Annotated in this window: 10 protein-coding genes; 6 read left to right on the plus strand and 4 right to left on the minus strand. The window is 44.5% G+C overall.

Annotated elements, in window-relative coordinates:
- Nucleotides 1–49: 49 nt before the first annotated feature.
- The 3 genes from P4361_RS01305 (at nucleotide 50) to P4361_RS01315 (ending at nucleotide 6,507) form a co-directional block, all read left to right on the plus strand.
- Nucleotides 50–625 (plus strand): transposase, encoded by a 576-nt coding sequence (locus tag P4361_RS01305; RefSeq protein WP_328087984.1) that lies wholly within the window; start codon nucleotides 50–52, stop codon nucleotides 623–625.
- 189 nt (nucleotides 626–814) lie between these two features.
- Nucleotides 815–2,701 (plus strand): S8 family serine peptidase, encoded by a 1,887-nt coding sequence (locus P4361_RS01310; RefSeq protein WP_328087987.1) that lies wholly within the window; start codon nucleotides 815–817, stop codon nucleotides 2,699–2,701.
- A gap of 275 nt (nucleotides 2,702–2,976) precedes the next feature.
- Complete coding sequence (locus tag P4361_RS01315) at nucleotides 2,977–6,507, plus strand: S8 family serine peptidase (RefSeq protein WP_328087989.1); 3,531 nt, start codon at nucleotides 2,977–2,979, stop codon at nucleotides 6,505–6,507.
- A 133-nt stretch (nucleotides 6,508–6,640) separates the two neighbouring features.
- On the opposite strand, the gene P4361_RS01320 is transcribed toward P4361_RS01315, so the two are convergent.
- Entirely contained in the window at nucleotides 6,641–7,309 is a 669-nt protein-coding gene (locus P4361_RS01320) for a stalk domain-containing protein (protein WP_328087991.1), read from the minus strand.
- Nucleotides 7,310–7,606: 297 nt separating this feature from the next.
- On the opposite strand from P4361_RS01320, the gene P4361_RS01325 reads away from it, so the two are divergent.
- Nucleotides 7,607–9,088 carry a peptidoglycan-binding protein gene (locus P4361_RS01325; RefSeq protein WP_328087992.1) on the plus strand — a complete coding sequence of 494 codons (1,482 nt, stop codon included), beginning with the start codon at nucleotides 7,607–7,609 and terminating at the stop codon, nucleotides 9,086–9,088.
- A gap of 86 nt (nucleotides 9,089–9,174) precedes the next feature.
- On the opposite strand, the gene P4361_RS01330 is transcribed toward P4361_RS01325, so the two are convergent.
- Nucleotides 9,175–9,879: a polysaccharide deacetylase family protein gene (locus P4361_RS01330; protein WP_328087993.1), complete on the minus strand. Its 705-nt coding sequence runs from the start codon at nucleotides 9,877–9,879 to the stop codon at nucleotides 9,175–9,177.
- Nucleotides 9,880–10,189: 310 nt separating this feature from the next.
- On the opposite strand from P4361_RS01330, the gene P4361_RS01335 reads away from it, so the two are divergent.
- Entirely contained in the window at nucleotides 10,190–10,966 is a 777-nt protein-coding gene (locus P4361_RS01335) for a hypothetical protein (protein WP_062237688.1), read from the plus strand.
- Nucleotides 10,967–11,006: 40 nt separating this feature from the next.
- On the opposite strand, the gene P4361_RS01340 is transcribed toward P4361_RS01335, so the two are convergent.
- A complete protein-coding gene (locus tag P4361_RS01340) occupies nucleotides 11,007–11,912 on the minus strand; it encodes an accessory Sec system S-layer assembly protein (protein ID WP_091002781.1) in 906 nt (301 codons plus the stop codon).
- Complete coding sequence (gene secA2, locus P4361_RS01345; protein ID WP_328087994.1) at nucleotides 11,912–14,290, minus strand: accessory Sec system translocase SecA2; 2,379 nt, start codon at nucleotides 14,288–14,290, stop codon at nucleotides 11,912–11,914. The genes P4361_RS01340 and secA2 overlap by 1 nt, the downstream gene beginning before the upstream one ends.
- A 395-nt stretch (nucleotides 14,291–14,685) precedes the next feature.
- Between secA2 and P4361_RS01350 the strand changes: the two genes are divergently transcribed.
- Nucleotides 14,686–15,009, plus strand: coding sequence for a peptidoglycan-binding domain-containing protein (locus P4361_RS01350; protein WP_328087996.1), 324 nt, complete (start codon nucleotides 14,686–14,688; stop codon nucleotides 15,007–15,009).
- The last annotated feature ends 30 nt before the right edge of the window (nucleotides 15,010–15,039 follow it).

Raw genomic sequence — 15,039 nt, forward strand, 5'->3', positions numbered from 1 at the left:
CAATCTCTTCCCATCATTTAATCCCCCAATTCCTGAAAGGAGCCCCGTAATGCCGCGCAAACAACGAACCTGGTTTCCGGGTGCGATCTACCACATTACCTGCAGAGGAAACCGTAAAACACCTATTTTTCATGAACGTGAAGATTACCTCTATTACTTATATTTGCTGAGAAAGACAAACAAGCGCCATCCTTTTAACCTTCATGCTTATTGCCTCATGCCCAACCATACCCATCTCCTTCTGGAAACAACCGTAAGCCCCCCTGGTGAAGCTATGGGATACCTGAATACACAATATGCAAAGTACATTAATCGAAAATACGATCAGGTGGGACATGTGTTTCAGGGCCGTTATGGCGCTTCTCTCATTGATTCCATGATGTATTTAATTGATGTCAGCCGGTACATCCATCAAAACCCTGTAGCGGCTAAGATGGTATGCAATGTAGAAGATTACGAGTGGACGAGTTACAGGCACTATATCTCCGTGGGAATAGACCAAGGAGTAAAAGTGAAAACCGATTACATCCTCTCTCAATTCCCAACCCCTAAGCAGGACAATTATAAGAGTTTCATAGAAGGAGCAGAATATGGCGAGATCGTGAGAAGGACACCGGTGCTGTAACTTTTAGTGATTTGAGTTTGGTGCCAGGCACCGGCTTTTGACACTTGTGTAATCGCGGTGCCTGGCACCGCACATCATGGCACCGCACACCAACAAAATTTCCAATATTTTTAAGATATTTCATTTTACTAGAAAAGAAAAATGATATAATAAAGCTTGCATAAAATTAGACAAAAGATGGGGAAGAGAATGAATACATTTAAACGAACGATGTCCATTTTAACTGCTGGATTGGTAGGTACAAGCCTATTAGGAACAGCTGTCCATGCGCAAGGAACAGAGCTTGCGAAAAGAAACCTATTCTTTAGCACAGAAACGATTGAACAGCCGTCCGGATCCATAGATCTAGCTAACGTTAATAAAAGAGAAATTATTGTAAAAACGAAAGAAGGAAACGCGTTTGCATCTTCTTCATACGGCCTGGAAACCACCTCGGCACCTTCTATCCTGAAAGAAGAAGGAATCAGTGTTTACCAGGTTCCTAACGACAAAAACTATGAAAGAACACTGTCACAGATCAAAGCTGATCAAGCTGTGGAATATGCTGAACCGAACTACCTTTCAAAAAGAACAGCTGAGACGGTAAAGCCCAACGATAAACTGTATGACCAGCAGTGGGCATTAAAAAAGATCAACTGGGCAAAAGATCTAGTGAATCCGCCAGCAGGACAGAAACCGGTCATCGTTGCTGTTTTGGACACAGGAGTTAATGCTGCTCATCCCGACCTAAAAGGGAAGGTGCTCAAGGGCAAAGACTTTGTGAACAACCTTAAAACGGCCAATGATACGGTCGGCCACGGGACTGAGGTCTCCGGAATCATAGCCGCAGCGACTGACAACAAGATCGGCATCAGCGGTTTAAATAACCATGTTCAGATTCTTCCTGTACGGGTTGGCGGGAAAGTAAGCATTCCGAATTCAAGTGCGATCGCCGGTCTTCATTACGCCATTGATCATGGTGCGAGAGTCATCAATATGAGCTTTGGATCAGCCGAACCGAGCCAGGCAGAATATGATGCCATCATGGAAGCAGTCCACAAAGGAATTATTCTGGTAGCGGCTTCAGGTAACGAGAATCCAGTGTACGGTGTGAACTATCCGGCTGCCTATCCGCAGGTCATCAGTGTCGGTGCGACGAGATACAACGATGTTATCGCTCCGTTCTCGAGCAGAGGGCCAGAACTCGATGTTGTCGCTCCAGGAACAAACATCATGACGACGCTTATGAACGGAAAATACGGCTCACAGGATGTTTCAGGGACATCATTTTCCGCGCCGATGGTTTCAGGACTAGCATCTCTTTTACTAACGAAAAATCCAGCGCTGACACCTCAGCAAGTCGAATATATGATTGAAAAATCAGCATTCAAGCCTGATCGTGAGGGCTATAAAAACGCTGCCGGCCTGACTGATTTTTATGGATACGGAAGAATTGATGCAGCCAAAGCTTTAGAGACGAAATTTCCTTATCTTGCTGGAGATACAACGGATATTCCGGCAAAAGCCAAGTGGATGAGCAAGGGAACGGTTTACAAAGATAAGTTTGATGTTCCGTTTGATGGGGACATGTACCGTTTTAAATTAACGAAAGAATACAATGTGAAGATTGAAGTATCAGCCACAGCAGGCATGGATCCGGTCGTTGCCGTAGACAGAATCTCAGCTGACGGAAAGCTGACCTATGAAAAAATTGCTGATAAAAGCGGTGTGGGCAAAGCAGAAACATGGTATGCCAAACTGAAGCCGGGCATTAATTATGTGACCGTTTATGAAGCGAACAACCACTGGTCAGCAAAGCCTTACAGTGTTAAGTTCACTACCTTCGAAGCTGTTGCTCCGGCTGCTCCCAAGGTAAATAAAGTCAATAGTAACGATAAATACGTTACCGGAAAAGCAGAAAAGAAATCAAAAATAGAAGTTAAAAAAGGGAAGACTGTTATCGGAAAAGCGGCGGCGAGCTCTTCAGGTGCCTACAAAGCTACGATCAAAGCCCAAAAACGCGGAACGGTTCTTTATGTTACTGCGACTGATGCAGCAGGCAACAAAAGCAAATCTACTAAAATTACTGTAAAGTAACGAAATCCAATCATCAGCTTAAAAGCTCTCCGATTAGTATCCGGAGAGCTTTTTGTATGTGGTGCAATTGATTGGGTGCCAGGCACCGCAATTACACACTTGTGTAACGACGGTGCCTGGCACCATTCAACCAATTTTTGTAAAAAATAAAGGGGTTTAGTAAATGCTGTCGAATCGTAAGGTATGCTCTATGCAAAAAAGTGGGGTGGGAAAAGAAGAAACATGCAGCACCACATCGTTTTACTGTTTTTTATGCTGAATTTGGAGGATAGCACATGAAAAATTGGAAAAAGCAGATTGCGGCTGTAGGTCTGTCTGCCAGCATGCTGGCCAGCGGATATTCTGCCGTTCAAGCGGAAGTCAAAGTCCCGTCAGTTTCAAAGAAATCGCTGGCGATGACTGAACTTGAAAACGTCACAAAAGGAAGCACAGCAAAAAGCAACAAGCCTTTATTCAGTGACGATACGCTCGTCATCAAGTACACAAAACCGCTGACGTCCACAGATCACAAGAACGCGGGAGCGACAGTGATCCGGTCGTACAGCCAATATAAATACACAGTCGTTCGAGTCAACAACAAGAAAAAATTTGAACAAGCAATGAAAATCTATCAAAAAATGGGAAAGGTAGCGTCCGTTTCACCAAGCATTCTTTCTAAAACGCTCTCTGCGCCAGACCCGAAAACGGGCAAGCAGTATCATCTGTCACTTTTACAGATCGCGAAAGCCCAGGAGCTTGCCGGCAAACATGCGGTTAAGGTTGCAGTGATCGACCAGGGAGTGGACAGAAACCATCCTGAATTAAAAGGGCAGGTCATTTCCAGCTATAACGCGAACGATCCGATGAACCAGGCGATGCCTGATTTCCACGGCACGCATGTCAGCGGGATTATTGCTGCTAAAAAAGGCAATGGGGTTGGCGGATATGGTGTGAATCCTAATGCTAAAATCATGTCTTATGACGTCTTTGACCGCGGTATGGGTGCGAGCGATTATACGATTGCCGATGCCATTTTAAAAGCGGTTCATGACGGTGCAAAAGTGATCAACATGAGCCTTGGCAGCTCTGCGCCTTCTCCGTTAATTGAAGACGCGGTGAAAACAGCCATCAAAGCGAACGTTACGGTTGTGGCTGCAGCAGGCAATAATGCTACTGATGCGGCGTTCTACCCAGCCGCTTTTGAAGGCGTCATTAGTGTAGGTTCTACAAACGCAAAAAACAAGCTGTCCTGGTATTCCAACTATGGGCCCTCTGTTGACATAGTAGCACCAGGGGAGGCTATTTATGCACCGCTTTATGATTATGAAAAGAAATCAACGTTTGAGAAAATGAGCGGAACGAGCATGGCCTCTCCGGTTGTTGCGGGTACAGCTTCACTGCTGCTTTCCAAGTATCCTTCGCTCAAACCGGCACAGGTCGAATATGTACTTGAACATACAGCAAAAGACCTTGGTTCCAAGGGCTATGATACAAAGTACGCGCACGGGCTTGTCCAGCCTGTCTCTGCCCTTAAGTTTAATGTCAAAAACATTCCTGCATCGGTTAAGCCGCTCCAAACGGAAAAAGAAATTAAAGACGCAGCGACTGAGATTTTCCCTATAAACAACAAAGACCTTGTAAAAGAAGGAAAAATCACGAAGGCCAATGAAGAAAAATGGGTCAAGTTTTACGTGAACAAAGGGGAGTACATTCAGACTTCTCTAAAAGGATCAAAAAACTATGACCTGAAGCTGAAGCTTAACCTTTACGGAACGGACAGCACAACGATGCTTGACGTTAATAAGCTTCAGGCTAACGGAACGGAAGGCAAACTGTTCCAAGTGCCTTTCAGCGGCTATATGACGATCGGAGTGAAGGACGTCAACGGAAACTTTGATGATTCCAAGGCTGCTGCATCTCGATATACGCTTAAAATCAAACGTCTTCAAGAGCTTCCGGTTGATAAAAATACGATGGATAAGCCTGCTAACATCAGTACGTTCCCGTATCACGCAAAAGGAACCTTTACTGGTGAAAATGAGGATGAAGACTTCTATACATTCAAAGTGGACAAGCCTCAGCTCGTTAAAGTGAAAACGACTGGAGTTCCTGGCGTCAACAGCACGCTGAAGGTTTACGCGGAGGAGCAGGTCACGGATGAAGATCCTGGTGATGCAGAAGCGGTAAGCCAAGTGGCGGGTGATGAGGACAAAGGTGAGGAAATGAACGGACCTGAACCAATGTTCTATCAAAACGCCAACGGCTATGGTGAAGGCGAGACGATGGTCTTTGAAGCGGTTCCGAACGTTGACTACTTGATCAGCACGACGAATAAGTCTGAGATCGTTGACGGTATATTTGACTTCTTCATGGACTTCGATATGATCGATGAAGAGTCTCCGGAACCTTCTGCGATTTCCTATAGCCTTGATGTCGAAAGCAAGGTCACTCCTCCAGATGAGGACGGACTTCCTTTTGAAGAGGATTCACCAGAAGGAAAACTGGAAAACAAAGAAATTACGGTTAAAGATTATGCAGCTTTGAAACAAATAGAGCGTAAGAGAGCCCACGAGCAGGATGTAGAGATCATCATCATCATCAGTAATCAAGAAAATGATATTGATCCGCAGGATATCGTGGACAACGCCAACCCTTATGTTCTTGGGTCAAAGGAAACAGGAGTTCTGCAAAAGCAGATGGATGAAGACTGGTTCTCTTTCTCTCCAAAACAGGACGGCATCTATGATTTCAATCTTGGAAAAGGCCAAAAGCCGGCGATTCAAATTTATCAGCTGGAGAAGTATAAAGATGAAGACGGTGAATGGCAGCTGGACCTTGGAAGAGTTGGAGACAACTACAGCAATGACTGGTTCGATGGAACATTGGAAGACCATGCGATTGCTGGTCTGAAAAAAGGCAAAAAATATTTTGTCAGAATCGCCAATAATAAAATGAACGGATCTACACTCTATGATCCGTATGAGTTCAGCTCCAAGCTATTAGCGTCCAATCCTGATGACGCGAATGAGCCGAATGATATGATGGACCATTTCAAGGACCTTAAAAATAACAAAGCAACCGGCATGTTCTCAATGCCTGGAGACATGGACGCTTTCTATATGAAAGCCAAAGAGACGGGCATCTCTAATGTTTCTTTGACTAAAGGAGCAGTTACGAAAGAGTTGAAAGCAAAGTATCCTAGTGAACTGCTGAACGATTATTATGGTCTTGTTCTTGTGGGAGAAGACACGAACGGCAACCGCAGGGTAGATGAGTCAGAGCTAGGCAAGCTGAAGGAAGTGTATAAGGGAATTGAAGGATCTGAAACAAGAGGTTCCTTCACAACGAAAAAAGGCAAAGGCTACTTTATCGTAGGAATCGGATTCTTCGATTATAAACCTGAGCTGTCATTTATCCCGTACACATTAAAAGTTGAGTCTGTGAATCGCAAGGATGAAGATGCAAAATCAGTCGTCAAAGGAAACAAACCATCCAAGCCGCTCAGCCTGAAAAAGGTCAGCAGCAAATCGTACAGCGGCACAGGCTATTTCAATATGATCAAGAACAAAACTGATGCAGACTGGTACAAATGGTCCCTCAGCAAAAAAGCAAACGTAAAACTTACGCTCGAAACAACTGCAGATATTGACGGCGTGATCACTGTTTACAAGGACGGCAAGGAAGTGGCCAAGAGCAATTACTATGGTAATGGCGACTCAGAAGTGCTTTACAAAACACTGGGTAAAGGCACGTACCACATCCAAGTAAAAGACCGGTACGGCAACGCCTCTGTCCATTCCTACAAGCTTAAAGCTGAGATTCGATAAAAGATTTATTGATCGGTGCCAGGCACCTCGGTTACACAAGTGTGTAAAAAATCGAAAAAACGGTGCCTGGCACCAAAAATATGGCACCAAAAAGGATGGACACTCGTGTGTCCATCCTTTGCTTTTTTTAAAGTTATTTAATAAGTGTGATGGGAACAACAATATCAGGTCCAAGTCCATTTAAATTGTTATCAAACGGCTGGCTGATCGACCACTTTAGATTTTTGATACTGCTTAAAGAGCTTTTAACTTCATAAATGACTTTTCCTTTTTTGATCACTTGTCCGTTAAATGTCCCCTCAACAAGGTCTGAATCAGGATGTGAAAATTCCACCTGTTCCTTCGTGTTCAGGTTGAGTGCCCCTTGGGCAGGATACCATTCAACAGTTTGTTTGCTGGTGTTCTCAACGGCAACATCCATCACCACAGCACGGACATGTGAAGAGTAGCTGTCTTTTTTGAAGCTCGGATGCAGAGTAACCTTTGAAACGATGATTTTCATTGGCCCTGAAGTACCGGTTGCTTTTACATTGAATGTCTTAACTTGGCTGTTTGCAGGATGATAATCTTTGGCTTTCACATAATACGTATGTTTTTTACTGTTGTAGCTGACCTTTCCGCCAAACAGTTTTGAGATGTCATTCAACGGGACATATGCTTTTTTGTTAATCATCCTTACATCGGTTTTGGTCGTTTTATCATTAAAGTTCAGGTAGTATTTGGTTGAGGCATAAGCACCTGTACTAAAAGAAAGCAGGGCAACGAAAACCACCGCCAGCGAAATTTTAAGCTTTTTACTCATTTCAGTTCTCCTCCTGGTAGTTAAAATTAACCAAAAATAATACTATCCAATAAATTCTAGTAAAATAGTAAGAAAGTATTATAATATAAAAAGTGTCAAAGAAAGGGTGCCAGGCACCACCGTTACACACTTGTGTAACGATGGTGCCTGGCAACCTTTATAATCAATTAGACCTAAGTCTCCTTCGTTCTACCCAAATATACAAAAAAGTTAAAAAATTTACTTGTCATCTGCCAGTTTCTTCCGATATATTTAGTAGTATATGGCACTTATGGTCGAATAAGGAGGGATACGCATTTGAAAAAGGGTAACACGAACGCGGTTAAAACTCTGGTCATTTCCTCTGCTTGTGCGGGGGCAATTCTGCTTCTTCCGTCCAAAGGAGAGGCAGCATTAGGAGATCAAGTGTTACGGAACGGTATGAAGCATCCGGATGTTAAGGAACTGCAGCGGGCGCTTTTGCATCAGGGCTATTTAAAGTCTTCAAATGTTACAGGTTATTATGGGCCGGTTACCACAAACGCGGTAAAAGAGTTTCAGAAAAAGCACCATATTGTGATTGATGGCATAACAGGCAAGATGACCGTCCGGGCGATCACACAGAAACCAGTGGTCAAACCGCCTGCCAGTACTTCAAAAACGGTGAAAGCCACCTATAAAACGCTGAAACAAGGCTCTCAAGGGAATGAGGTAGAGCGGCTTCAGCGGAAGCTGAAGGAGCTTAAGTACTTTAAATACCCTAAGATTACAGGTTATTTCGGCAGAGTGACAGCCGATGCTGTAAAGGCTTATCAGAAGGAAAAGAAAATATCGGCATCGGGAATAGCAGATGATAAGACACAAAGATTACTTTTTAAGACATCATCAGCATCTCCCGTGAAAAGCCAAAAGCCTGTCCCGGCTAAGCCGAAGCCGGCTGAGTCTTCGTTCATCCTTCGCTTGAATTCGGTAGGTTCCGAAGTCCATGAGCTCCAATCTGATCTGAAAGCTCTTGGTTTTTACAATTATAGCCTGGACAGGATTTTCGGAAAAAAGACAGAGACAAGCGTCAAGTCATTCCAAAAAGCGTATAAGCTACCGGTTACAGGAGTGGCGGACAGCAAGACCCTCACGATAATCAGTGCCGAAGCAAAGAAAAAAGAAGATGAAACGGCACCTCCTTCATCTGCAGATCTGCGGCTGCATTCGGTAGGTCCCAAGGTTTATCAGCTTCAATCCGACTTAAAAGTGCTTGGTTTTTATACATATAAGGTAGATAACATTTTTGGAAAGATGACAGAGACGAGTGTCAAATCATTTCAAAAAGCCTATAATCTTTCCGTTACGGGAGTAGCCGACCGCAAGACCATTGAAAAAATCAAAGCTGAAGTAAAAAAGAAGGGGATTGAACCGGCTAAACCGCAAACAACGGCCAAGCCATTCAGCGTTATTAATCTAGTAGGTGATGCAGCAGAGCTTGTCGGAACGCCTTATACGTGGGGCGGCGAAACGGTGGAAGAAGGCTTTGACTGCAGCGGATTCCTTGTATATCTGTTTAAAAAGCAAAATGTACAGCTGCCAAGAACGGTAGCTTCTATTTGGGATGCTGGAAAAACGGTAAGCCAGCCGAAAGTGGGAGACATCGTATTTTTTGAAACCTATAAAAAAGGGCCATCCCATGCGGGCATCTATATCGGCAATAATAATTTTGTCCACAGCGGCTCTCGCGGCGTAGCAGTCAGCGACATTAGGCTGTCCTACTGGACCGACCGCTATCTAGGGGCTAAACAACTTTATTAATCTATAAAATTGGGTGCCAGGCACCGCCTTTTGACATATGTCAAAACGTGGTGCCTGGCACCCTTTTTTGAATTTGAACTTGCTTTTTATTTCTTCATCCCGAGCATTTCGGGAACGGTGACAAAGGTGTATCCTTGCTTTTTGAGACGCTCGATGATTTTGGGTAAGGCTGCTGTTGTGTTGCTCATATTTTTATGGGGGATGGTGTGCTGGAGGATGATCGCTCCAGGGCGGGTCTCCTTTTTTACTGTATTCAGGATGGTGCCTGTAGAAACACCAGACCAGTCGCGGGTATCCACTGACCAGATGACGACTTTCATGTGGGCACGCTTCGCTTCAGAGATGACGATATTGTTATAGCTTCCGTATGGAGGTCTCATAACGGCTGGCTGATATCCGATGAGGGGGCGCAGGAGCTGATTGGTCTTGGTTAGTTCAGAGCGGATTTTGGTTTGGTTTGACTTGCTAAGGGAAGGATGGCTGTAGGTGTGGTTGCCGATATAATGGCCGTCTTTGTGGATCCGTTTAATGACTGACGGATAGGCTTTCACCTGTTTTCCGACAACAAAAAAGGTGGCTTTAACATGATATTTTTTTAAAATGTAAAGAATCTGATCGGTTGTTTTTCCATCAGGGCCGTCATCGAAGGTAAGGGCCGCTACCTTTTTCGTTTTTGGACCGGAAGTGTATACTTCAGATGATTTTGAGGCTGTAACGGATTGGTTTGGAAGGATGAAGGAGCTTGCGAGCAATAAAGCAAATAACCCTAAGAAAAATATCCCCTTTTTCATGTTTTGATCTCCCTTTTCACAAATGAGTTGCAATGGACAGCCGGGCTTAGAGGAGCATTCTGTCCGTGTTTACCATCATTCGTCCCTTCATAAGAAATGAGCTGCATTTATAAGATTAGACGGCGGATTTTCCGAAAGGTTTCATTGTCCAAATAAATTCATGAAATCTTTGAAAAATCGGCTGGAGAGTCATTGACTTTTTGCCCATTCGTTCCCATAATAGGAATATAGTACTCTATTTTTGGATAATAAATGGTAATATTATATTAATATACTACTGGAATATGTAATTGAGGGAAGGGTCCACACCATGAAGGCAGGGGCAATTGAAGTCCATGACTGGAAAAGTAATATTGTTCCTCATCAAACAAACGAATGGTACTATCATTCTTTTAAAACCTTGCTTGGATTGAGGATAAAAGGATATCAAAACCGCCATCGTAATTACTTTTCTCTATATAAAAAAAACATTCGAACATTATATATAACGAAGCATGCGGCTTACCGATGGAACATACGCATTGGTCCGAACATGAGTCTTGTTTCCCTGCAATCATTTATGAATACGTTATGGTGTGAACCGGAACGGATGGTGATCGTCGGACGGAATACCGCCATTATTGACAATGAGATCGTCTTTACCTTTGAAGTCGAGAACGACAGCATGATCGTTACGACTTTCTATGGAAGGATCTCTATTCTGCCTGCACTGCAAAGCATCACAAACCTGCATAAATTGAATGACTATCCTCATCAGCTGCTTGACCTTTATCTGCCGGAACATGTTTTGCGCCATCAGATGCTGCCGATCCTGCCAATGAATTCAATGATGTTCTCTGGCTCGCGTTTTTCGTATAAACTGGAGGAATTTCTGTTTGACCGCAATACTCAAAAATTAATAAGCGGGTACCGCCATTCCCTTGAAGGCTATGAACGAAAATGGTTCTTGTATACATTTATGAACAGCGGCCAGCTTACGGTAAAGGAATTAATACCGGGGCAAAAGCTGGGTAAAAGTGTGAACAGTGCGCTTCGTCTTTTAGGTCAGCCTCAGATGAAGCACAAGATGGAACTGCAGACGCAATAAATGAAAAAGGAGAAACCCAGCCGGGGTTTCTCCTTTTGTTTTATGATTGTGGAGGATAGACCTTCCACGCCGATAGATCAGGTGTTTTGTTAAGGAGCAGCGCCTCCGGAAAAATGAAGGTCCATGGCTTGCTCGTATTGGCCTTCACTTCAAAATCGGTAAGCTGGAATGCTCCTTTGGCGGTCAGCTCGCCGCTTGCGTCTTCAAAGCATAACGGCAGCTGCTCCACCTTGATGTCCTTGTCGCTTCCGTTGCGGATGAGCAGGGTAACAGACAGATCGCTGTTTTCACCGATACGGGCTTCGATTCCCATAAAGTTGATCTCACCGGCTGTAAGAGGAGGAAGGTTATTCACCATCTCATAGAGCCTCGTTTTCTGCATGTCATTTAAGCTGTTCTCCCAGCTTTCATGGAGCATGAGCTGGTGCTCAGACGGTGCTTTCTTCTTAAGTTCAAACGCAATTCTCCACTCTTCTTCGGCTGGAAAGCCGTTTCCGAGCAGGTCTTCTTCAGAAAACAGGAAGATCCACGGCTGGCAAGTGTTAGCCGGCAGATCGCCCATGAGCTCGAGGTCAAAGGTCTTCCGTGCGAAAACGGTCCCTTCAGTATCAAGAAGGAGCAATGTGACTTCCTCAAAACGGATGCTCTTTGACAGGGTGTTACGGATAAACGCGTTCACCATGAAACTGTCGTCATCAGACACAACATCAATTTTGGAGATCGAAATCTGGTTCGGTTTTAATTTAGGCAGCTGGGCATGATGAAACTGATACACGTAGCGCTCCTGAACGGTGATATCCCATTCCGGATGGATGTGCAGTACAGTTTCAGCCTCTTCAGCAACGGGTTCCTGGCTGGCATCCGTATCTTGGACCGGCTCTACGACCGCCACGGATGCCTCGTTTGTATCTTTACTATTTGTGCTTTTTTTGAAAAAGGATAGCATTACTGTCCTCCGGTTAATTCCGTTTGGCTGTATTGAACAACAGGCGCAAACTGGATGGTAATTTCTTGGTTCCATTCTCTATGCATGTCCAAAAAGGCTTCGTACGCGTCTTTTTCAAACATGCGGTAAGGATCTTCCTGAGAATAGCTCTTCAGGTGCATGCCTTCTTTTATAAAATTCATCGTTTCGAGGTGGATCAGCCAAAGTGTATCGAGAGAGCGGAGGATAAAGCCTTTCACCTCATGGCCGCGCTCCATGTTCTCCTCTGCAGCCAAGCGTTCCATCAGGCTGTTCCTCTCAGCCAAAAACCTATCAACAACATCCTGGATCTCATCTTTTTCCATATCGTTAAACATAGAATCGGTCAACGTCTGTTCTGGGAAAATCTTTTGAAGGTCAGCACGTAAGCCATTAAGATTCCAATCCTCAAAAGGCAGTTCTTCCACACAATAGGTGTCGACCACATGTGTGGCATATTCCTTAGTACTGTCCTGGATGAGAGGGTAAACCGATGGTTCGTCCAGGATTCGGTTGCGCAGCGCATAAACGACCTTGCGCTGCTGATCGGAAACGTTATCCACCTTCAGCAGGTGTTCACGTGCGGAATAGAAGATTCCCTCAATGGAAAGCTGTACTTTGTTCACAAACTTAAGAGGGTCAGGCTTGATAACTTCCCCTGTACTGTTTGTTTCGGCTTTTTTAATCCATTTTTCAATTTCTTCTTTATCCATCTTGCTGAAGAGCTCGTCTTCAAGAGACAGAATGAACTGGGAGGAACCTGGGTCTCCCTGGCGTCCGGCACGTCCGCGCAGCTGGTTATCAATACGGCGGCTTTCATGGCGTTCCGTTCCAATAATATGGAGTCCGCCGAGATCAGATACGTCTTCACCAAGCAGGATATCGGTACCGCGTCCGGCCATGTTCGTCGCGATCATGATCGTTCCTTTTTGCCCGGCCATGGAAATGATGCGCGCTTCCTGTTCTTCGCTTTTTGCGTTCAGGATCAGGTATGGCAGGCTCTCCTTGTCGAGAAGGGAAGCCAGGTGTTCGGATTGCTCGATGGAGGTCGTTCCAACAAGGATCGGACGTTCGGTCGCGTGAAATGATTTGATATCGGTTACGATTCGTTTGAACTTATCAGCAAGTGTGCGGTAGACAACATCTGGCAGGTCAACACGCTGTCTCGGGCGGTTCGTAGGAATCTCAACGACATTCAAATGATACGTGTTGTAAAATTCCTGTTTTTCCGTAGACGCTGTACCTGTCATGCCGGACAGTTTGCTGTAGATTCTAAAATAGTTCTGGATGGTAATGGTCGCCTGGGTCTCGTTCTCGTCCTTAATCTCAAGCCCTTCTTTTGCTTCGATCGCCTGCTGCAGCCCGTCACTGTAGCTTCGTCCTTCCATAACGCGTCCGGTGAACGAATCAACAAGCATTACTTCCCCGTCTCTTACGATGTAATCCACATCGCGTTTCATGACCGCGTGGGCACGAAGAGATTGAAGAACAAAATGGAACAGCAGCTGATGCTCTTCATCAAAGAGGTTGGAGATGCCGAAAGAACGCTCGATCGTCTGGACACCTTTCTCGGTAAGGAAGAGCTGCTTCGTATCCGCAACAAGTTCATAATGATCATCTCTTTTAAACATGGAGACGATCTGGTTTGTAATATAGAAAAGATCAGCCGACAGCTGTGATTTATTGGCGATGATCAGCGGAGTTCTTGCTTCATCGATTAAAATAGAATCAATCTCATCGACGATCGCATATTGAAGCGGGCGCTGCACTTTTTCAGTAGAGTGAAGCACCATATGATCGCGCAAATAGTCAAAACCGAACTCATTGCCCGTTCCGTATGTAATGTCGGCGGAATAGGCTCTTTGCTTCTCTTCTTTAGAGATCTGTGATGTGTTCAAACCGACCTCAAGGCCAAGGAAACGATGGATCTTCCCAATGGTTTCAAAGTCACGGCTTGCGAGATATTCATTGACTGTGATAACGTGAACGCCTTTTCCTTCAAGCGCGTTCAGATAGCTTGGCAGTGAGGCAACGAGTGTTTTCCCTTCCCCTGTCTGCATTTCGGCGATCGAGCCCTCATGAAGGACGAGTCCTCCGAGAAGCTGTACGTCATAGTGGCGCTGGCCGAGGATCCGTTTGCCGGCTTCCCGGACAACCGCGAAAGCTTCCAGCTTGATATCCTCCAGCGTCTTTCCGCTGTTCAGCAATTCTTTAAAATAAGGTGTCTTCTGCTGCAGCTCCTCATCCGATAAGAGTGAAATTTGGGCTTCAAGCTCATTGATTTGCTGTACTTGCTTGTTAAATCGTTTAATATCTGCGGAAGAGTATCCTTCCATAACCTTTTTTACTATTCCCAGCATAATATATTTGCTCCCTTTGTCACTTGCATATATATGGCATTTCTATCATATAAAACTATTTATTGGATGTCTATTCCAAATCAATAATATATTAACAGAATTTATCGGTGCCTGGCACCCTGTTTTGACAATTGTCAAAAAGAGGTGCCAGGCACCACTTTTTTGTCTTAAAGGTATTCAAAAATAGAGAAAACCTGCCGATATAACTACTATAAATCTCTGCAAATGCCTTGGCGTTTAAGTCTGTCTTTTCATCCATCAACATTCATCATCCAATCAGCCTTTTTATTTCAAGATAAAAACCTCCTGGAAAACGATCAGCACACCAAGTTGATAGAAAGGCAGTGCTTGCGGCCATATTAGCCGTATTGCATTCGGATGAGGATAGAAAGGCAGTGAGAGATCCATTGCGTTCAAAGCTGAATATACTTATTCGTCCAATTCCTGTGAAAAAGTCTGTAAATCTGGAGATCCTTACAAAAACCGCTGTGAAGTTATTTCAAAAGAAACACAGACTCAATAAAACAGGAATACTGGATGCCAGCACCCGATTTTTGCTGGCAAGCAAGTTACTTGAGCTGCACAAAAAGCAAACAGCAGCCCAGCCAGCTTTATCGCAGAATGCCGTGTATGCTGAGCCTGCAAGACAGGTCAGCATTCCGGCTCCTTTTATACGTGTCCTTCAAAAAGGAAAGAGTAATAGATTTGGCGGGGGATAGATGGCCCTCGCTCTATCTATGTCGAATGAA

Origin of the sequence: Fictibacillus sp. B-59209, assembly GCF_036216745.1 — a bacterium.
GTDB lineage: Bacteria > Bacillota > Bacilli > Bacillales > Fictibacillaceae > Fictibacillus_C > Fictibacillus_C marinisediminis.

Excerpts from the sequence above, each read along its gene's own strand:
- P4361_RS01320 (WP_328087991.1), bottom strand. The coding sequence starts at position 7,309 with ATGAGTAAAAAGCTTAAAATTTCGCTGGCGGTGGTTTTCGTTGCCCTG.
- secA2 (WP_328087994.1), bottom strand. The coding sequence starts at position 14,290 with ATGCTGGGAATAGTAAAAAAGGTTATGGAAGGATACTCTTCCGCAGAT.
- P4361_RS01310 (WP_328087987.1), top strand. The coding sequence starts at position 815 with ATGAATACATTTAAACGAACGATGTCCATTTTAACTGCTGGATTGGTA.
- P4361_RS01340 (WP_091002781.1), bottom strand. The coding sequence starts at position 11,912 with ATGCTATCCTTTTTCAAAAAAAGCACAAATAGTAAAGATACAAACGAG.
- P4361_RS01330 (WP_328087993.1), bottom strand. The coding sequence starts at position 9,879 with ATGAAAAAGGGGATATTTTTCTTAGGGTTATTTGCTTTATTGCTCGCA.
- P4361_RS01305 (WP_328087984.1), top strand. The coding sequence starts at position 50 with ATGCCGCGCAAACAACGAACCTGGTTTCCGGGTGCGATCTACCACATT.
- P4361_RS01315 (WP_328087989.1), top strand. The coding sequence starts at position 2,977 with ATGAAAAATTGGAAAAAGCAGATTGCGGCTGTAGGTCTGTCTGCCAGC.
- P4361_RS01335 (WP_062237688.1), top strand. The coding sequence starts at position 10,190 with ATGAAGGCAGGGGCAATTGAAGTCCATGACTGGAAAAGTAATATTGTT.